Source organism: Aquirufa antheringensis (assembly GCF_023921165.1).
Lineage (GTDB): Bacteria > Bacteroidota > Bacteroidia > Cytophagales > Spirosomataceae > Aquirufa > Aquirufa antheringensis.
Map to the genome: position 1 here is coordinate 190,169 of NZ_CP049835.1, position 19,832 is coordinate 210,000.

The 19,832-nt window shown below is 41.6% G+C and carries 19 protein-coding genes (1 of these 19 cut by a window edge); 8 read left to right on the forward strand and 11 right to left on the reverse strand.

Annotation, left to right across the window (positions count from 1 at the left end; translation table 11 throughout):
• Positions 1–64: 64 nt before the first annotated feature.
• Complete coding sequence (gene fumC / locus G9X63_RS00870) at positions 65–1,468, reverse strand: class II fumarate hydratase (protein ID WP_252623356.1); 1,404 nt, start codon at positions 1,466–1,468, stop codon at positions 65–67.
• A 57-nt stretch (positions 1,469–1,525) separates the two neighbouring features.
• On the opposite strand from fumC, the gene G9X63_RS00875 reads away from it, so the two are divergent.
• A complete protein-coding gene (locus tag G9X63_RS00875) occupies positions 1,526–1,864 on the forward strand; it encodes a Spx/MgsR family RNA polymerase-binding regulatory protein (protein ID WP_252623358.1) in 339 nt (112 codons plus the stop codon).
• Here the strand turns inward: G9X63_RS00875 and G9X63_RS00880 are convergent, their stop codons facing one another.
• The 8 genes from G9X63_RS00880 to rsfS form a co-directional block, all read right to left on the reverse strand.
• Positions 1,865–3,175: an ABC transporter permease gene (locus tag G9X63_RS00880; protein ID WP_130896974.1), complete on the reverse strand. Its 1,311-nt coding sequence runs from the start codon at positions 3,173–3,175 to the stop codon at positions 1,865–1,867. It lies immediately after the preceding gene.
• Between the two features lie 3 nt (positions 3,176–3,178).
• Positions 3,179–4,072: an ABC transporter ATP-binding protein gene (locus tag G9X63_RS00885; RefSeq protein WP_252623359.1), complete on the reverse strand. Its 894-nt coding sequence runs from the start codon at positions 4,070–4,072 to the stop codon at positions 3,179–3,181.
• Positions 4,073–4,160: 88 nt separating this feature from the next.
• Positions 4,161–4,694: a TrmH family RNA methyltransferase gene (locus tag G9X63_RS00890; protein WP_130923095.1), complete on the reverse strand. Its 534-nt coding sequence runs from the start codon at positions 4,692–4,694 to the stop codon at positions 4,161–4,163.
• A gap of 6 nt (positions 4,695–4,700) precedes the next feature.
• Positions 4,701–5,678 carry an acyl-ACP desaturase gene (locus G9X63_RS00895; RefSeq protein WP_236633220.1) on the reverse strand — a complete coding sequence of 326 codons (978 nt, stop codon included), beginning with the start codon at positions 5,676–5,678 and terminating at the stop codon, positions 4,701–4,703.
• Between the two features lie 46 nt (positions 5,679–5,724).
• Positions 5,725–7,212: a glycoside hydrolase family 32 protein gene (locus G9X63_RS00900; protein ID WP_252623361.1), complete on the reverse strand. Its 1,488-nt coding sequence runs from the start codon at positions 7,210–7,212 to the stop codon at positions 5,725–5,727.
• Entirely contained in the window at positions 7,166–7,969 is an 804-nt protein-coding gene (locus tag G9X63_RS00905; protein ID WP_252623363.1) for a UDP-2,3-diacylglucosamine diphosphatase, read from the reverse strand. The genes G9X63_RS00900 and G9X63_RS00905 overlap by 47 nt, the downstream gene beginning before the upstream one ends.
• Positions 7,970–8,007: 38 nt before the next feature.
• Complete coding sequence (gene ftsH, locus G9X63_RS00910) at positions 8,008–10,185, reverse strand: ATP-dependent zinc metalloprotease FtsH (RefSeq protein ID WP_130923092.1); 2,178 nt, start codon at positions 10,183–10,185, stop codon at positions 8,008–8,010.
• Between the two features lie 67 nt (positions 10,186–10,252).
• Entirely contained in the window at positions 10,253–10,639 is a 387-nt protein-coding gene (gene rsfS / locus G9X63_RS00915; RefSeq protein WP_130896969.1) for a ribosome silencing factor, read from the reverse strand.
• A 93-nt stretch (positions 10,640–10,732) separates the two neighbouring features.
• On the opposite strand from rsfS, the gene G9X63_RS00920 reads away from it, so the two are divergent.
• The 4 genes from G9X63_RS00920 to G9X63_RS00935 all read left to right on the forward strand — a co-directional run bounded on the left by G9X63_RS00920 (position 10,733) and on the right by G9X63_RS00935 (position 15,357).
• On the forward strand, positions 10,733–11,521 hold the full coding sequence (locus tag G9X63_RS00920) for a biotin--[acetyl-CoA-carboxylase] ligase (protein ID WP_252623365.1): 789 nt from the start codon (positions 10,733–10,735) through the stop codon (positions 11,519–11,521).
• A gap of 20 nt (positions 11,522–11,541) precedes the next feature.
• Positions 11,542–13,209, forward strand: coding sequence for an AMP-binding protein (locus G9X63_RS00925; protein WP_252623367.1), 1,668 nt, complete (start codon positions 11,542–11,544; stop codon positions 13,207–13,209).
• A gap of 17 nt (positions 13,210–13,226) precedes the next feature.
• On the forward strand, positions 13,227–14,615 hold the full coding sequence (locus G9X63_RS00930) for a BamA/TamA family outer membrane protein (RefSeq protein WP_130896966.1): 1,389 nt from the start codon (positions 13,227–13,229) through the stop codon (positions 14,613–14,615).
• A 184-nt stretch (positions 14,616–14,799) separates the two neighbouring features.
• Positions 14,800–15,357 carry a hypothetical protein gene (locus G9X63_RS00935; protein ID WP_252623369.1) on the forward strand — a complete coding sequence of 186 codons (558 nt, stop codon included), beginning with the start codon at positions 14,800–14,802 and terminating at the stop codon, positions 15,355–15,357.
• Here G9X63_RS00935 and G9X63_RS00940 read toward each other — a convergent pair.
• Positions 15,354–16,406, reverse strand: a complete 1,053-nt coding sequence (locus G9X63_RS00940) for a branched-chain amino acid aminotransferase (RefSeq protein ID WP_252623371.1) — start codon at positions 16,404–16,406, stop codon at positions 15,354–15,356. The two genes, G9X63_RS00935 and G9X63_RS00940, sit on opposite strands and share 4 nt — an antisense overlap.
• Before the next feature lie 12 nt (positions 16,407–16,418).
• Positions 16,419–16,970, reverse strand: coding sequence for a cob(I)yrinic acid a,c-diamide adenosyltransferase (locus tag G9X63_RS00945; RefSeq protein WP_130896963.1), 552 nt, complete (start codon positions 16,968–16,970; stop codon positions 16,419–16,421).
• An 88-nt stretch (positions 16,971–17,058) separates the two neighbouring features.
• Between G9X63_RS00945 and G9X63_RS00950 the strand changes: the two genes are divergently transcribed.
• The 3 genes in view from G9X63_RS00950 to tyrS are tightly spaced (at most 24 nt apart) and all read left to right on the forward strand, a layout consistent with a single transcriptional unit that may run on beyond the window.
• The gene (locus G9X63_RS00950; protein ID WP_130923086.1) at positions 17,059–17,568 is read left to right on the forward strand and encodes a hypothetical protein; all 510 of its coding nucleotides are present in this window, start codon (positions 17,059–17,061) and stop codon (positions 17,566–17,568) included.
• Positions 17,565–18,770: an S-adenosylmethionine:tRNA ribosyltransferase-isomerase gene (locus G9X63_RS00955; protein WP_252623373.1), complete on the forward strand. Its 1,206-nt coding sequence runs from the start codon at positions 17,565–17,567 to the stop codon at positions 18,768–18,770. The genes G9X63_RS00950 and G9X63_RS00955 overlap by 4 nt, the downstream gene beginning before the upstream one ends.
• Before the next feature lie 24 nt (positions 18,771–18,794).
• A protein-coding gene (gene tyrS, locus G9X63_RS00960) for a tyrosine--tRNA ligase (RefSeq protein ID WP_252623375.1) crosses the window boundary here: on the forward strand, positions 18,795–19,832 show its 5' portion. 255 nt of this gene lie beyond the right edge of the window; 1,038 of the gene's 1,293 nt are visible here — the first part of the coding sequence; the start codon lies at positions 18,795–18,797; its stop codon lies off the right edge, out of view.

Genomic DNA, 19,832 nt, shown 5'->3' on the forward strand with positions numbered 1-19,832 from the left:
CCTATACGTAATGTATAGACCTTTTTTATGCATTGGCGACGAGAATCGCGTATTTTTTCTCTCCTTATAGATTGATCTCGCCTACCATATTCTCAGGCTTTACCCAAGCATCAAACTCTTCGGCAGTTAAATAACCTAATGAAATCGCTGTTTCCTTAAGTGTAGAGCCATTTTTATGAGCAGTTTGCGCAATCTCCGCTGCTTTATAGTATCCGATCTTCGTATTTAGGGCAGTTACTAACATCAAAGAGTTATTCACGTGCTTCTTAATGTTATCGTGTAGCGGTTCGATACCTACCGCACATTTATCATTAAATGCGACACACACATCGCCAATTAAACGAGCTGAATGTAAGAAGTTATAAATCATCACTGGTTTGAAAACGTTCAGCTCGAAATGGCCATTTGAACCACCAATTCCGATGGCAACGTCATTCCCCATCACCTGCGCCGCAACCATCGTCATCGCCTCGCATTGCGTTGGATTCACCTTACCAGGCATAATAGAAGAACCAGGCTCGTTATCAGGAATATAAATCTCACCAATACCCGAACGAGGACCAGATGAAAGCATACGAACATCGTTACCAATCTTCATTAAACTCACTGCAACCGTCTTTAAAGCTCCGTGAGCCTCTACAATTGCATCGTGTGCGGCTAAGGCCTCAAACTTGTTCTCCGCTGTGACAAAAGGCAATCCTGTAAATGTAGCAATGTGCTTCGCTACGTTTTCTGAATAGCCTTTAGGCGTATTAATACCCGTTCCTACCGCTGTACCCCCCAAGGCAAGCTCAGAAAGGTGTGCAAGGCTATTGTTGATGGCACGTAAACCGTGATCTAACTGGGATACATAACCAGAAAACTCTTGACCTAAAGTTAAAGGAGTCGCATCCATAAAGTGCGTACGACCAATTTTAACCACGTTTTTAAAGGCCTTTGCTTTGGCAGCCAAGGTATCTCTCAACTTCGTAATACCTGGAATCGTTACCTCCACTAGAGATTGATAGGCAGCGATGTGCATCGCCGTAGGGAACGTATCATTCGACGATTGAGACTTATTAACATCGTCATTCGGGTGTACAAATTTTTGCTCATCAAGCAAATTTCCACCTTGTAAAACGTGAGCGCGGTAAGCGATCACCTCATTGCAATTCATATTGGATTGAGTACCTGAACCTGTTTGCCAAACCACTAAAGGGAACTGGTCTGCCCATTGTCCACCTAGGATTTCGTCACAAACTTGACCAATTAAGTTCTTCTTCGCCTCGTCTAAGACGCCAGCCTCGAAGTTCGTGATGGCTGCCGCTTTCTTTAGGTAAGCAAAGGCTCTAATGATCTCCTTTGGCATTTTATTAATATCCTGAGCAATCGGGAAATTCTCAATCGAACGTTGCGTTTGAGCACCCCAATAAACGTGAGCAGGCACTTGCACCTTACCCATAGTATCTTTTTCAATTCTATACTCCATACGATGTTTTGTATTAAATTTGTCTTAGTCCACAAAAATACCACCAAAATCAATAAGATGCTTACAATTTACGGAATTCCTGCCTGCAATACGATGAAAAAAGCGTTTGACTATTTAAACGAAAAAGGGATTCCCTTTGCCTTCCACAATTACAAGAAAAGTGGCATCGAAGCCGCCCAATTGCGCTATTTCATCGAGCAATTAGGCGAAGAAACAGTGTTAAACAAGCATGGAAGCACCTACCGTCAATTAAGTGACGCAGAAAAGACAAATCTGAATGTATTTACCTTTTTACAAGAAAAAACATCTGCCATCAAGCGACCGATTTTCGTCTTGAATAACAGATGTTTTGCTGGGTTCAATCCCGAAGAATTAGATACTTGGCTAACTACTTAATTATCCTTTATAAAAGAGCCATTTGGCCATCTCTTTTACGGTGATTTTCTTCCCGTACATTAAGATTCCCACCCGGTAAATACGGGCTGAAATCCAGCTGCAACCTAAGAAACCTACCACTAACAAGATCATAGAGGTGGCTAATTCCCACATCGGAACACCATAAGGTAAGCGCACCATCATATTAATAGGTGATGTAAAGGGAATCATAGAGGCCCAAAATGCCATCGGGCTATCTGGATCTTGCAAGGTAAACTGCGCCATAATGAAAGCAAGAATTATGGGAAGCATGACAATAAAAGTGAATTGCTGGGCCTCTGCAGCACTTTCAACCGCGCTTCCAATGGCCGCAAATAACGAACTGTAAAGTAAATAACCGAACAAGAAGTAGAACAAAAATCCGCCTACCATGAGTGGAATATTGGTGCTTTCGATCACCTTCGTTACCTCGGCCATCGGCGAAGCATCCTCTATTTTCTTCGCCACTTCAGGGTCTCCTTTTTTGATTTGTTCCACCTTCTGTTGCATCGGGTTAGCACTATAGAATTTCGAGGCCACTTGGGATAAACCAATAGTTAATACAATCCACAATAAAAACTGTGTCAAACCTACCATACCTACACCTAAAATCTTCCCTAACATTAGCTGATAAGGCTTTATGGAGGATATGATTACCTCAATTATCCGACTACTTTTCTCCTCAATCACCCCATTCATCACCTGAGATCCGTATAATAATAAGGTCACGTAAAGCAACATACCCATCACTCCCGCTAAAATCATCGCACCTCCAGAGGAAGAGCTTGTTTCATCCCCTTTCTCTGAAACAGTAATAGTCTCACTACTTACTTCTATTTGGGTCTTTTCATACACCTCAGACGCTATACCAGCGTCCTTCATTAAAATGGCGCGTACCTTTTTCTCAATAACACGCTCGATCGAAGACTTCAACGGTAGACTTAAATTCTTCTCTGAATAAATCTTAATATCTTTTGAATGGGTCAAAAGATCCTTAGGTAAATGAACAAAAGCGGCATACCCCTCTTTGGTAAAAGAACTCTTCAAATCAGAAACAGGCTTTTTCACGAGCTTGAATTCGACTTCCTTGTCTACTAAGTCACTCATTTGAAACAAACCACTCTCGTCTAAAATTTCGATTCGCTTCACCTCTTTATCTTGCGTCGCTAACCAAATGGGAACTGCATAAATTGCCGTAATTAAAATGGGCCCTAACAAAGAGGCAACCCAGAAGGATTTCTTTTGAATGCGGGTCAAATACTCCCGCTGAATCACTAATAATATCTTGTTCATCGCTTATTTCGTTTCGGCTACTACTTGAATAAAAATGTCATTAAACGAGGGAATCACCTCTTTGAATTCAAACAAATCGACCTGCTTGATCAAAGCTGCAATAGCTTTATTTGTTTGATTAGGCTCCGTTAACTTAATAACGGCCTTATTCTTTTCAGGTGCAATGGAAATAATATCAAAGGCCTTTGATTCCTCTAATTCTCCTGAATAACTCACCTCGAATGCGTGCTGCTTAAAGCGGTTCCTGACCTCCTCTTTTTCGCCCGTCAAAACGACTTGAGAATGATTAATCAGCGCAATACTATCACATAATTCCTCCACAGATTCCATGCGATGCGTAGAGAACAAAATGGTTGTTCCGCGTTCCTTTAAGGCCAAAATCTCATCTTTCAGCATATTCGCATTAATGGGATCAAAACCCGAAAAGGGTTCGTCTAGAATCAACAATTTCGGCTCGTGCACGACCGTCGCAATGAACTGGGTCTTTTGCTGCATACCTTTGGACAAATCATCCACAGGCTTGTACCACCAATCCTTTATATCCAACCGAATGAACCAATCCTTCAATCTACTCTGCGCCTCAGCCTTAGAAAGACCTTTTAATTGCGCTAAATACATCAGCTGATCACCTACCTTCATTTTCTTATACAATCCACGCTCCTCTGGCAAATAACCGATTTGCTCCACATGCTTAGGCTGCAAAAGTTCGCCATCAAACAATACGTGTCCCTCATCTGGTGCAGTAATCTGATTAATGATGCGTATGAGTGAGGTTTTGCCGGCTCCATTGGGCCCTAAAAGACCAAATATTTGGCCCTTGGGAATTTCCAAACTGACACCGGCGAGGGCTGTGTGATCCGCATAGCGTTTCACCACCTGTTGAATTGATAAGATCATAGAGTAAAATTAACTAGACGAATTTAAACAAAAAATGCGTTCAAATCCTGGTAAAAGGATGAACGCAAAATAAACAGGATAAGCGAAATTAAGCGATGATTTTGGATACAAAATCCCAAATAACGACCCCCATACTCACTGATACATTTAAGGAATGTTTCGTACCAAACTGAGGGATTTCTAAGCTAAAATCAGCCTCTTGAATCCATTCATCATTTACCCCAAAAACCTCGTTTCCGAACACAAAAGCATATTTTTGATCTTTTGCCGGCTCGAATTTTTCTAACGAAACAGAACCCTGCACCTGTTCTACACAAACGATTTGGTATCCCGCTGCGCGCAAAGCCTGGCGACTAGAAGCACCATCCTCAAAGTAGACCCAGTCCACTGATTCATCAGCTCCTAAGGCCGTTTTTGAAATCTCCCGATGCGGAGGCTGCGCTGTGATTCCACACAAATGAATGGCAGCACACTTAAAGGCATCTCCAGTCCGAAAGGCGGAGCCAATGTTATTCATACTCCTGATGTCATCTAAAACGATCACATAAGGGAACTTTTCCGTGCTTTTATAAGTGGATACGTCGAGCCTGTTCAGCTCATCCATCGACAATTTCTTAGACATACTAGTTTAGGCAATCCAAGAGAAAGGATACGCTAATTCTGGCACCTTAACTCGATCTGCTAATTTTTCTAAACGGGCTGGCAAATTGGCTACGTAATCACGCGCTTTCTCAGCTGATTCATTCAGACCGGTCATGTTTTCAATATTCCAGTCGCTGATTAAACCCCTCATGATGGTCACATAATCGTTCGTCGTATACACGCCTAAACGCTGAGCCGCATCAGAGAAATGTTCGAATAAAGAGCTCTTTGCACCATTGATCTCCCGCAAGAAATGAGCGGGCATCACAATCTTCTTTTTCATCATATCCGCAAAGGCAAGCATCATTTCATTCGGATCTAGTGTAAAGATTTCCGAAACGAAAGCACGGTATGCCTTGTGGTGACGTAACTCATCTGCGGCGATTTGCGCACACATACGAGATAAAAGAGAGTTGCCGTGTTGCTTGGCTAAAGAAGCTGTGCGACGGTGAGAAATGTTAGTTGCTAATTCTTGAAACGAAGTATACACAAAATTGCGATACGGATCCGCGGAAGTTCCGATATCAAATCCATCTGCAATTAAGTATTGAGTGGAAACGGCTACCGCTTTCATATCCACCTTTCCAGATAAATAAAGATACGTGCCTAATAAATTTCCATGACGGTTTTCTTCAGCGGTCCAGTTGCGAATCCACCGCGTCCAGCCATCGTTTTGGTCTACCTGATTAACAGTATCCATCGCTAATAACCAAGATTCATAGGTAGGCAAAGCTTCTTCCGTAATGGTATCACCTACTAAAACAGCCCAATAATCATAAGGCAATTCATTCGCTGCTTCTTGCAGAGCTTTCACATCCGAAAAGAATGAATCCTTCGTGGAATCTGGTAACATGTCTGCTGGCTGCCAATTGGTCTCGATCGGGACTAAATAGTCCTTCACATAGGAGTCCATGTTTTTGGCCAATTCAGTCATGACCTCTAAGCGTGTGTGAAATTGCGACATTCGTTTCTTGGTTAAAATTTTAGCATTCGAAGATAGTAAAAAATCCCTATTTAACCTCCCAAATACGCAATTCCTTTATCCGGAGTTCACCTCCCAAAGACACTAAACGAACTGTTTCTTTTTTCTTAGGAAAACGCAAAGAGCTGATAGCCACTAACCCGTCTTGAGCTAACAATTCGATGGTAGAACGATCCACTACGAGTTGCATTACTTTATCCTCCCCAGCCAGGAAGGGAGCTGATTGTATTACATCAAAACCTGGGGCTGGAATTTCGCCGCTCAATCGTCGATCGATGAACCAATCTTGACTCTTCTCATCGAAACCTATACGGGTCAATTCTGGATTCTGCTTTGCCTCGTCCCCTAGTTCTATGCCCCATTGTTTCGCATTGGCAGCATCTACTTTTAGCTCTATGACATAGGTCTTACTTTGAAGAAATTTCATTCCTGATAAGGTCTTACTGCCTTTAAGGACCAAATTTTTCGCTTCAAAACTAGGTTTCATCTTCGTCAAATCAGGCTTCAACACCTGCTTTAATTTCAATCCTTGTGATGTACGCACTAATGAAAGTGTTCTAGCTAAGGACATTTGTCCTTTCCAAGGGAAGGTCGGCTGTTCTTTAGCATAGGACCAACTTAACATCCAACCTAACCAAAACGTTTCTGTATTCGCCGTATTATAAAATGGAATCGCCGCATAAAAATCTCGACCATAATCCACATAGTTTACCTGCTCTTTAGGTGCATCGTTTGTAAAAGTTTTACCATCAAAATTCCCTACAAAATACTGCATTCCCACCGCTTTCTTGTAGGGACCTTGGCTAGATAAAGCTAAGACCCACTTTTTCTCTTTCGAATTTTCCACCGGTAATTCTAGCAAAGAAGGGCATTCCCAGATCATGTCCACATCACCTTGCGGACCGAATTCGCTCAACAAACTCCAGTGAATCAAATCTTTCGATCCGTAAAACTGAGCTGTATATTCCCAAGGTTTAACTACCGTCATCACAAACTGCTTTGATGGCCCATGGTAGATAATATTCGGGTCTCTAAAGTCCTTTAGATTGATGCTTAATACAGGGTTTTGGGCATATTTCGTCCAAGTTAAACCTTCATCGTTCGAAAAGGCCAAATGCTGTTCTTGCAACGTATTCGGATAATCTGCCGTATAAATGGCAATCAATAAAGGTTTTGACGGATCACCTAAACCCGAAACATGGTCTTTATCATAGACCACACAGCCGGAGAAGATATATTCTTTGCCATGTGGAATGGCTAACGGTAATTCCTCCCAATGCAATAAATCCTTACTTTTTGCGTGTCCCCAACTCATGTTTCCCCATTCGTTACCTTGTGGGTTATGCTGGAAAAACAGGTGGTAATTCCCGTTAATATAGATTAAACCATTGGGGTCATTGGTCCAATTTTTCTTAGGGCTAAAATGAATGGCAGGGCGCCATTGTTCAGTCGATTGTTGTGCTAACGTATTAAACGCCAGAAGCGTTAAAATGAATAAAGTTGATTTTATTTTCATCAATTTGGAGAGAATAAGCATTCTTGAAATGAGGATTAAACCAATCCCCTAGATTGTAATAAGTCGCCCCCGAAGGCAGCGGAAGAGCAATGGGATGATGTCTATGACCAAAAACAAAGGCCTCTACCGATGGCTTCGATGCAGCCGTCTCGCGCACATAGGATAAAATGTAATCCGTGTTTGGATCAAAAGCTTGCTCGCCTTTAGTCATCGTACTTTCCTTACGAGTAGATGACCAAAAATTAGCAAGACTAATCCCAACATTAGGATGCAAGAATCCAAAAAGCCATTGCGCTATTCGATTTGTGAATACGTTCTTCAAAATCTTGTATCCCGTGTCTCCTGGGCCTAAGCCATCTCCGTGACCAACATGCAACTGAAAAGAAGCTTTCGAAGAGCTGATCTTTACATCACGAGGTTCTCGGTAGATCTTAGCCCCTAATTCCTTCTCCAGATAATCCCACATCCACAAATCATGGTTACCCACAAAAATATGAAGGGTAATTCCTTGATCAGCTAAAGCTGAGAGCTTACCTAGAAAGCGAACAAAACCACGCGGAACTGCTGTTTTATATTCAAACCAAAAATCAAATAAATCACCCAACAGAAATAAATCCTGGGCATCTGACTGCACCTGATCTAACCAAGAAACCAAGGCTTTCTCCCGCTCTCTGGATGTTTTTTCATCCGGAAAACCTAAATGAAAATCAGAGGCGAAATATACTTTTTTCCCGGATGTCAGATTAATGTGAATCATATCAAAAAAATGGGGCGATTGTTAGGCGCCCCAATTATTTAACTATCAGTACCTGTTGATTTAGGTTTTCTTGCTCTCGGCTTTGCGGCCACGTCTTTAGCAGCTGCTGGCTTTTTAGCTGGTGCCTTTTTAGCGGGCACCTTTACCTCTGCCACCGCTTTTTTCGTAGCAGGAGCTTTCTTCGGAGCATTTTTTTTCTCCTCTGCTAAATCACGCTCATCTTTCGCCACCTTGCGTTTTTTCTCGGTCTCACCTTTAATAAACTCTTGGTAGGAAGTCAATTGTTCGAATGGACGAGGACCTACTAAGGCTTCTAAATCGCTTTGGAATAAAACCTCTTTCTGCAATAATTGCTCAGCTAAAATGGTCAATTTATCTTGCTTCGATTTTAACAATTTCTTCGTGCGGTCGTAAGCCTCCTTGATGATTTTACGAACCTCCTCATCAATTTCACGCGCAGTAGTCTCTGAATAAGGCTTGTTAAACTGGTACTCCGATCCTTTCGAATCGTAATAAGAGATATTGCCTAATTTTTCGTTCATGCCATAAATGGTCACCATCGAATAGGCTAATTTCGTAATACGCTCTAAGTCATTTTGTGCACCCGTAGAAATCTTGCCAAAGACAATTTCCTCTGCTGCACGCCCGCCTAAAGTCACACACATCTCATCCATCAATTGCTCTGTACGGTACAAAAACTGCTCTTTAGGCAAGTATTGTGCGTAACCTAACGCAGCAACACCACGTGGTACGATGGAAACTTTCACTAGTGGGTTTGCGTGTTCTAAGAACCAACCTGCAATCGCATGACCTGCTTCGTGGAACGCAACTATTTTCTTCTCTTCTGGAGAGATTAACTTGTTTTTCTTCTCTAAACCACCAATCACGCGATCCATCGCCTCTTGGAAGTCATTCATATCCACCGCTGTCTTTGAACGACGAGCCGCAATTAAAGCCGCCTCGTTACACACATTGGCAATCTCAGCACCTGCAAAACCAGGAGTCTGTGCCGCTAATTCTTTAGGGTCTGTATCAGCCGCTAATTTCAACGGCTTCAAGTGTACCTTAAAAATTGCCTCACGACCGATGATATCGGGCTTGTCGATCGAGATTTGACGATCAAAACGACCTGGACGCAATAAGGCTGGATCCAATACATCTGGTCGGTTTGTAGCCGCCATAATGATGATTCCTGAATCTGTTGCAAATCCATCCATCTCGACTAAAAGAGAGTTTAAGGTATTTTCGCGCTCATCATTGCCACCGGGCATAGAGCCACGACCCCGAGAGCGACCTACCGCATCAATCTCATCAATGAAGATGATACAAGGTGCTTTTTCCTTTGCTTGCTTAAACAAATCACGCACACGAGCTGCACCTACACCCACAAACATCTCTACAAAATCAGAACCAGATAATGAGAAGAATGGAACGCCAGCTTCCCCTGCCACTGCTTTCGCTAGCAAGGTTTTACCCGTACCTGGAGGGCCTACTAATAAGGCTCCTTTCGGAATTTTACCCCCTAAATCAGTGAACTTTTTAGGGAATTTCAAGAACTCAACAATCTCTTGAATCTCTTCTTTTGCTTCATCTAAACCAGCAACGTCATTGAACGTAATCTTCACTTTAGATTCTCCTTCAATTAACGTAGCCCGGGAGCGACCGATGTTGAAAATTTGGCCACCGCCGCCAGCTCCTCCACCCATTCTAAAGAATAAGAAATAGAAACTTAGACCCATTAAAATAAAGAAACCCCAGGTTCCTAACCAGTCCAAAGGACCCGTTCTGGTCTCTGGAGAGGCCATGATTTGCTCATTCCGAGGGAAGGCTTTTTGGCGATCTTCTAAGAAACGCTCAAAGCTTTCCTTCGAATTAATCTCAAATTCAAAGTGAGGCACCTGAGCCGCAGGAACTAATTTCTGCGTCGTATTTTTCTTGAAATACTTTGGGATAAAAGTCGGTTTTAGACTAACCTCGACAATTTTATCGTTCACAATGACCACTTTTTCTACCTCTTTTTGAATCAACATAGATTCAAATTGCTTGATGGTAATGGGTTGCAACGTCGTTTCCTTTGAAAAGAAAAATAGACTGATCACGGCAATGACTAGACCTACGACCATCCAGCTTTGGAATCCTCCTACTGGCTTTTTAGGCATTCTTGGTTGTAAGCCAGAGCGCTTTGCATTTTTAAAATTGTTCCCTTGTTTCGCCATTTTGATTTTTATTGTTGGGCATTAAACACCTTGTTAGGTGCAAAGGTTCTATAAATCTAAAATAATATTAATCTGGGATGACTGTAAATTTAGCATCTCCCCAAAGCTCCTCTAGTTTAAAGAAGGAACGTTTTTCTTTCAAAAATACATGTACGATGACATCGTAATAATCCATCAAAATCCATTCCCGATTTGCTTTACCTTCAACTGCATGTACATGAATTTTTCCTGATTCCCACACTTCCTTATCCACTGAATCAGCAATTGCATCGATTTGGGTATCTGAAGTACCTGAACAAATCACAAAAAAGTCCGTAAAAGCGTTATCTACTTTACGTAAATCTAGCACCGTAATTTCTTGTGCTTTTTTATCCTGCATGCCTTTTACCACCCAGCTCACTATTTCCTCAGACGCATCGACTTGCTTTGCGGCTTTCTTAAGAGTTTTACTCATAAATGTTTTTTCTGTATTAATTTGTGTAACAAGAAACCAATAACGAATAAAAATCTAAATTTGTTCTTGTAACCCTAAAATTACAAATAATAATTGAACAATTACCACGCTCCTACCCGCTTCGTTGGCAAAAACAGTAAATATCTAGACATTTGTCCATCGACTAATTCTTTGGCTTTCTCAGAGGCCTTACAGGGAGATTTACCGGAGGGATTTGCCTGGATTGCAGGACATCAAACGGCAGGGAGAGGCCAAAGAGGGAACACTTGGAATGCCCAACCTCATCAAAATCTAACTCTTTCCATTTTATTACGTCCACCACACCGCTTATTGGACAAACAATTTTACTTGAGCAAAGCAGTAGCGATTGGAATTTTAGCTGGATTAGAGGCTTGGTCCCGAGCCACACAAGGTGAAAGTTTTAACTTCGAAATCAAATGGCCGAACGACATTTACTTGGATGGAGTCAAAATGGGCGGCATATTAATTGAGAATAATTTTCAAGCCGGTCAATGGAGCTTTTCCATCATTGGAATTGGCCTTAATATCAATCAAAGACAATTTGAAAATATCCGGGGTACTTCCCTACGCTCCTACCTACAACTAGAACAGGAAATCCCCCTGACTGAAATCTATTCATACATTTCGCAAGGTATTGAAGAATCGTACGACTTATTTACGCGTGAAGCATTTCCTACCCTTGACGAAATCTACCACGAACGTTTGTTTAGACGATCACAATGGGCCCATTATGAGACATCAAACGGACAATTTGAAGGTAAAATTATAGGCGTAAACGAGCAAGGATTATTAGAAATTGAAAAAGAATTCACGGTAGAGTCCTATGATTTAAAGGAAATTAGTTTTATTTTCACTGCCTAATTGACCTCTAAACACCTTGTATGATCTCCCATTACCAAAGCAATTTGGAGAACTTTCTTCATTGGGCTAAGCAACAACCTAACCGAATCTATTTACGCCAACCAATTGGCGACCAATACATTGACTACAGCTATTCCGCTGCAGCATCTGAGGTAAAACGAATTGCTCAGTTCATTCAAAATAACCTTAAGGATGGCCTAAAAAATGTGGGTATTCTCTCGAAGAATTCTGCTCATTGGATGATGGCAGACCTAGCTATTGCCGCTGCAGGAGGAATTTCAGTACCCTTTTATGCCACCTTAACGAAGGATCAGTTACATCAAGTGTTAGTGCATTCCGAATGCCAAATTTTGATCGTGGGCAAATTAGATCATTGGGACCAAATCAAAGACGGGATACCGGACCATATTTTACTTCTACACACGCCTGAAAGTTCGGAAAAAACGGGAATTCAGTGGTCGGAACTTTTACACCTGACGAAAGAAATTCAAACACTTCCGCAGCCAAAACCGGAGGACATCGCCACCATCGTGTATACCTCAGGCACCACAGGTATGCCTAAGGGTGTTATGATCACCTACGGTGGTATCGAAGCGGGAATCAATATGGCGCGTGGAATTGCCTTATTGGATATGCCGGAGACTCGCTTTATATCCTACCTTCCCCTTTGCCATATTGCCGAACGAAATTTTGTCGAATTTGCGGCAACTGCTGCAGGCGGCACGATCTATTTTGTTGAAAACCTAGAAACCTTTTCAAAAAACCTTGCCGGCGCTCGACCGACCCATTTCTTGGCGGTACCACGAATTTGGGCAAAATTTCAGGAGGGCATTTTACAAAAAATAGGCGGCCAAAAGAAACTAAATCTACTCCTAGGTATACCCTTAATCAACAGGTTGATACAGAAAAAGATTCAAAAAGGTCTCGGATTAGATCAAACGAAATTAGCCGTAAGTGGCGCAGCTCCCATTACGACTGAACTACTGATTTGGTTTCAAAAACTGGGGATATATATTCAGGAAGCCTATGGCATGACTGAAAATATGGGCCTTAACGCTGTCATGCCTCGTGACCAAATAAAACTAGGCTATGTAGGCAGAATTCACCCGGATTGCGAAACTCGCATCGATCCAACTACGCAAGAAATCCAAATGCGTGCCCCCTACAATTCTACTGGTTATTTTAAAGAGCCCGTATTAACGCAAGAATTATTTACGGAGGATGGCTGGCTGAAAACGGGAGACCAAGGCAAATTAGATCCGGAAGGCTTTATTTCTATCATAGGCCGTGTGAAGGATAATTTCAAAACGGCCAAAGGTCATTATGTGGCTCCTGCGCCTATTGAGAACAAGCTAAATACACACGAATTCATCGAACAAGTGTGTGTGGTAGGAGTTAATTTGCCTCAACCGATTGGTTTAGTCGTGTTAAGTGCTCTAGGAAAGTCAAAAGATCAAGGAGAATTGCACAAGGCATTTACCGAATTACGTCAAGAAGTAAATCCACTATTAAAAAATTATGAACATTTGAAAAAAATCGTCGTAGTGAAAGAGGATTGGAATATCGAAAATGAATGCCTTACGCCTACAATGAAGATAAAACGTCCCTCGATAGAGAAAAAATACCAAGCTCATTTCGAGGCTTGGTACGCTCATCCTGAGACAATTGTTTATGAACTAATGGATTAAAATTTTTACCTTGCGAGGTGAACTATTTCCGCCTATACCTCGTACTTTTTGCCTGCTTTTTTATACAAGAAGCAGCTCAGGCACAGTATGTCATCGTAGATAGTGTCATTTTCAAAGGAAATGAAAAAACCAGAGACAATATACTTCGCAGGGAGTTAGACTTAAACTCAGGAGATACGCTTCAAGTAGCAGAAATCGACTCAAGGCTTGAGTTCAACCGCCGTAAATTAACGAATACGAATTTATTCATTTGGGTTAAGGGCGATTATCACCAAAACAAACCACAACACATTATCATTACCTATGAATTCCTAGAACAGTGGTATTTATTAGGCTACCCCGTTTTCCAATTAGCGGACCGAAACTTAAACGACTGGTGGTCCCGAGGGCATTCCATGGAGCGCACGATCTATGGCGCCCATTTGATTCATAACAACTTTATGGGGCGAAATGAAAAACTCAGCCTCAAAGCCGAGACAGGGTTTACACAACGTCTTGAATTAGGCTACTCGAACCCCTATATTGATCCTAAAAAAACACTGGGTTTAGGTGCCTCACTCACCTATATCACGAACAAAAATTTAGCCTTTCGAACGGTTAATGATACGCTCAATACGTTGAGTAGTAATAAAATCTTACGTGAACGTTGGAGCGGGGCTTTGAGCCTTCGAAAAAGACTCAAGTTCTATGATTTTCATTTCGCTGAAATACGATACAGCCATTCAGTAGTCGCAGATACAATAAGACAATTAAACCCTAATTATTATTACAAAGGATCAAACGAACAAAACTTTTTACAGTTGACCTACGCCTATTCTTACGATTTCAGAGATTACGCTCCCTACCCATTGAGAGGTAAAAAGATCGATTTTGCCTATAATTTTTATGGGATTTTAGCCCAAGACGCCTTGAATTATTGGGACCTGAGAGCCTCTGTTGCCTATTTTTTCGACTTAGGCTCTAACTTTTTTATCACTTCTCAGTGGAAAGCTAAAGTAACTCAGGAGAATAAAAATATCCCTTATGCAAACATTCTAGCCCTTGGTTATGGAAATGACAATGTAAGAGGCTATGAGTTAAACGTGATTGATGGCACCAATTATCTATTATCAAAAAACACGTTCAAATACCAATTATTCAACAAAATCATACCGCTTCGAATTATCCCCTACAAACAATTTAACCAGGTTCCTCTCTCCATCTATCCTACCGTATTTTTCGATTTTGCCTATGTATACCAAGCAAACCCGGAGTTAACATCCAGTCGCTTCTCGAATCGCTGGATTTACGGTATGGGCCTTGGGTTTGACATCGTCACCTACTATAATTTTGTCTGCAAATTAGGTGTCCCCGTCGTGAATAGTGGTAAATCAGGCTTAGTGGTCAGTATTGGCAGAGAATTTTAGCCAAAAAAAAGCCGATCAAAGACCGGCTCATTTTAAAAATACCTAACCACTAATAATCTTGTATATCTGGGAAGACTCGAAGTCTTTTACATCATAATTTTTCCAAAAATAACATTTTTTATTATCAATGGCGAAATTCATTTATTTTTGGCAAATAAAAAACCTTTGCTCGATTTTCACTACTATGGAAAACCCGTTAAATAAACTAATCGTTCCTTTATTCGCCTTATTTATTTTTGTCACCTCTTGTAATCAAGAGAAGAAGAACGAGAATAAGGAAAGTGCCCAGCAGGAATCTGTCACTGCTGCCTGGAATGATAGCGGAGAATGGGTACAAAAACTGAGCTTAAGTCCCCAACAAATTATTCGAAATGCTACTTGGGGACAAGCTATGTCTAGTCTGAAAGATACGTTAGCCCTTGCAGAATCACAACCAGAAAAAGGCCAATCCTACACCTTGTATTTCGATGACACTGATTTGAATTTTAGTGATATTACCTACATTCCTAACGATCAGAATGAATTACAAGAAATCAACTTTGATATTTTTGTCGAATCAAGCGCAGATGTTCAACCCTTAATTGACCACTGGAAAGTTTATTTAGATGCTAAATTTGGTCCATCTGAAGTAAAAGGAAAGCAAATCCTTTGGACTAAAAACAAAAATACCCGAATCGAATTAGAGAATGTAAGTACTCTGAAAGATCCGGGTATTAAACTTAGCTTTAAAGCCATTCATTAAATTTTGTAAATCCAGCCACGTGTGTCAGCGATTTCGCCTAAACGAATTTGGCTGATCTCCGTAAATACTTTGGCAGAGAAGTCAGATTCTTTACGAGGAGGTAATTCGTAAACCTTTCCTTCGAAACCAATCGTTTGAATAGGCGCAATTACAGCTGCAGTACCTGCTCCGAAAGCTTCAGTTACCGCTCCCGAACTAATCCCTTCCACTAATTCCTTCACGGATAAAAGTCGCTCTTGTACTTCCACACCCCAATCTTTGGCAATCTGAATCACCGACTTACGTGTTACACCATCTAAGATCGTGTCCCCCGTAGGCGCAGTCACTAAGGCTCCGTTAATAATAAACATCAAGTTCATTGTACCCGCTTCCTCCACATATTGGTGAGTCGCCGCATCCGTCCAAATAATCTGATCGTAACCTGCTTTATTCGCTTCTATGGTAGGATATAAGGAACCACCATAGTTACCTGCATTCTTTGCAAAACCTACCCCACCTTTCGCAGCACGGATATATTCAGTCTCCACACGAACGCGTAAAGGCTTTGAATAATACGATCCCACAGGACAAAGGAAAATGATAAATTTATAAGTTGTCGAAGGAGAAACACCCACGTATTCGTCTGTCGCAAACATAAACGGACGGATATACAAAGAGCAACCCTCTTTTTCTGGCACCCAAGCATTGTCTAATTGTATCAATTGCTTCAAACCTCCCAAGAAAATCTCTTCAGGCACCTCCGGCATACACATACGAAGCGCAGATTTATTGAAACGCTTCATATTCTCTTCTGGACGAAATACCAAAACGTCTCCTTTCTTAGAGCGATAGGCCTTCATTCCTTCAAAAATGGCCTGACCATAGTGGATCGACATCATCGCAGGTTGATAGGATAAGGGTCCATAAGGCTGGATTTGGACGGATTTCCAGGCTCCATCCGCATATTCAGCGACGAGCATGTGATCAGCGAAACTGCGGCCAAAAGCCAAATTGTCAAAATCAACCTCGCTCAAGCGAGATGTAGGCGTTTTTTGAATGGTAATTTGCATAAGTTTTTGTTTCTACTTGCCGGAATTCCAAGGTATCTCAGGGATACCCAACGAATGGTGCAAATAACGGCACATCATAAATAAGTAATCGGATAATCTATTCAAATAAGCGATCGCAGTCGCATAATCTTCTTTTTCTTCTACTTGCACCCAACGAATTAAACTACGTTCAGCACGCCTACAAACAGTACGGGTAATTTGAGCCGCAGCGATGGTGGGATGTCCTCCTGGTAAAATAAAGAAACGCATCGGCGCTATTTTACCATCTATTTCATCAATCATTTCCTCGATTGCTACAATGTCATGCAAGGAAATCAACTTCATGTTGCCTAGGTATTCTTTCGAATCACTCGCAACGTGAGCTCCTAACACGAATAAACTAGACTGGATAGATTGTAATTTTTCAGCCAGTGGAGCTTCTATCTGACAAACCAGTGCACCAATATGGCAATTTAATTCATCGATATCCCCAATCGCGTCCATTCGAACATCTGATTTAGACAATCCTTTTCCATCCGCTAAGCGGGTAAATCCTCCATCACCGTTCTTCGTATAAATTGCCATTCTATTGGGGTTATCTACAAAAATAATAGAAATAAAGATTAGGTCGGTATGATTTTCAAAACTAATTTTGCAGACATTTTATTCAACTATGTCGATAGACCATTTTGCATCTCGAGTTTGGCGAATTTTGTCCATGGTGGCATTCGGCATCTCTCTATTATTTATATACCGAGGGCTTCCTGACCCTACGGCAGTGCATTTTGGTGAAACGGGACGTGGTGATGGATTTCTACCTAAAGAGGAGGTTTTCTATTTAGTAGCCGGAATCATTACCTTGTTGAACGTTCTAACCCTATTGTTGATCAAGGCAATCGATAAAATTCCAACCGAAAAATGGGGGCAAATCCTACCTGTTTTTGCTGAAAAAGGAAACGCTACCGTTAAAAACACGTTCATTAACTGGCTTCATTTCTTCCCAGCGCTCATTAATACGTATCTCATTTTAGTAATGAGGGCGCTTTTAATGCTGAACGATGAAAGAACCTACCAAACCGATTATAGCTACATTCCTATGCTAGGAATCGTTTTCTTATTAGTATGGTTAATCTATTTACCTGTCCGACTTTTTGCTAGCCCTAAATTCGAAGAGGAACTATGAGTATTCAAATGCCGAATATTCCCATTCAGGCCTTTGATTACCCCTTACCTGAATCGAAAATCGCTCAATTTCCTCTAGCTAATCGCCACGATTCAAAGCTTTTGATTTACAAGGAAGGACAAATCCAACACAATTCCTTTCGAAATCTTGCCGATTATCTACCGGAGAATGCTTTATTAATTTTTAATAATACCAAAGTCATTCCAGCCCGCATTCCTTTATTCAAGGAAAACGGCGTGGCGATTGAACTATTTCTATTACACCCTATTTCGAATTCGGCTCCTACCGAGCAATTGATGGAAAGCAAGGGAGAAATCGTGTGGGAATGCCTAGTGGGGAACAAAAAGCGCTGGAAAGAGCAGGATGTCTTAACAAGAGGGGCATTGTCCTTTTGGTGGGTGAATAGGGAAGAAAATCACATTCGAATCAATTGGAATACAGACCAACCTTTTGCCGAAATTTTAGATGAAATTGGTAAAATACCCCTCCCCCCTTATATGGAGAGGGATACGGAACTAAGTGATAGTGATCGCTACCAGACACTTTTCTCAGAAAAATTAGGTGCTGTGGCGGCTCCTACCGCTAGCTTGCATTTCTCTGAAGAGGTATTAGCCGATTTAGATCGACGTAATATCCCTAAAACCTATCTCACCTTGCACGTGGGCGCTGGCACCTTTTTACCTGTAAAGGAAGAAGATGTCCGAAACCATCCCATGCACCGAGAGCAATTGGTTTTCACCCATGAATTAATAAAAACACTTTTAACCCATAGAGGACCTTTCATTCCGGTAGGAACGACGGCGTTGCGCGCTTTAGAAAGCTTGTATTGGAGTGGCGTTTGGCTACTTGAAAAAAGGCCTATGGATAACGGAGTTCTCGTTATCCCCAAAGAATTTGCTTACGAATTGCGTTCGACCATTCGTATAAAGGACTCCTTAGAGGCCATTATTCGTTATTTGGAGGCTAACAATATACATCAATGGGTCGCAGAAACGGAGATTCTGATTATGCCAGGCTACACCTTGCATTTCTGTGATGGCATCGTGACGAATTTCCACCAGCCTAAATCTACCCTCTTAGTATTAATCGCCGCTTTAATTGGGGATGATTGGAGACGGGTATACGACACGGCTTTGGCAAACGATTACCGCTTCCTTAGTTACGGGGATTCGTCTCTATTATTTAAAAAGAAGGATATTTAGTACTTTTGCAAAAAAGAATACATTATGACAAATTTCATAGAAGAATTACGTTGGAGAGGGATGTTACACGATATGATTCCAGGTTTAGAGGATCAGCTTGCCAAAGAAATGACGGTAGCCTATATCGGTTTCGACCCTACTGCACCGAGTCTTCACATTGGAAATTTAGCGGCGATTATGCTCTTAAAGCATTTTCAATTGTCAGGTCATAAGCCTATTGCCTTAGTAGGTGGTGCCACCGGTATGATTGGTGATCCTTCAGGAAAATCAGCAGAACGTGATTTTCTTTCAGAAGATACGTTACGCGAAAATCAAGTAGGTATTCAAGCCCAGCTGGAGAAATTTTTGGAATTCCATTCTGGAGCTAATTCCGCTGAGGTGGTCAATAATTACGATTGGTTCAAAGAATTCAGCTTCCTAGGTTTCCTACGTGAAGCAGGTAAATTCTTAACCGTTAATTATATGATGTCCAAAGACTCCGTTAAGAAGCGCCTAGAAACCGGCATTTCTTTCACGGAGTTCTCTTACCAATTACTACAAGGCTACGATTTTTACCATTTATATAAGCACAAAAATGTACGCCTTCAAATGGGTGGTTCTGATCAGTGGGGGAATATTACCACAGGTACAGAAATCATTCGTCGTAAAGAAGGACATGATGAAGATGCGACGGAGCGTGCTGCTTTCGCATTAACGACTCCTTTAGTAACAAAAGCGGATGGAACTAAGTTTGGCAAGTCCGAATCGGGTAATGTTTGGCTAGATGCTTCTAAAACATCTCCATTCGCTTTCTATCAGTTTTGGCTAAATGCCGCTGATGCAGACGTCCCTCGCCTGATCCGCGTATTCACTTTATATACGAAGGACCAAATCGAAGAAATGGAGCGTGCCCACGCAGAAGCACCCCACTTGCGCATCTTACAAAAGGCCGTTGCAGAAGAAGTAACTACGCGAGTTCATGGCGCAGACATATGTGCTCTAGTCATTGAAGCTTCTGCCCTACTCTTCTCAAAGGATGCAGTCGAATTATTGAGTAATGCCTCTGATGCCTTAATTGCACAA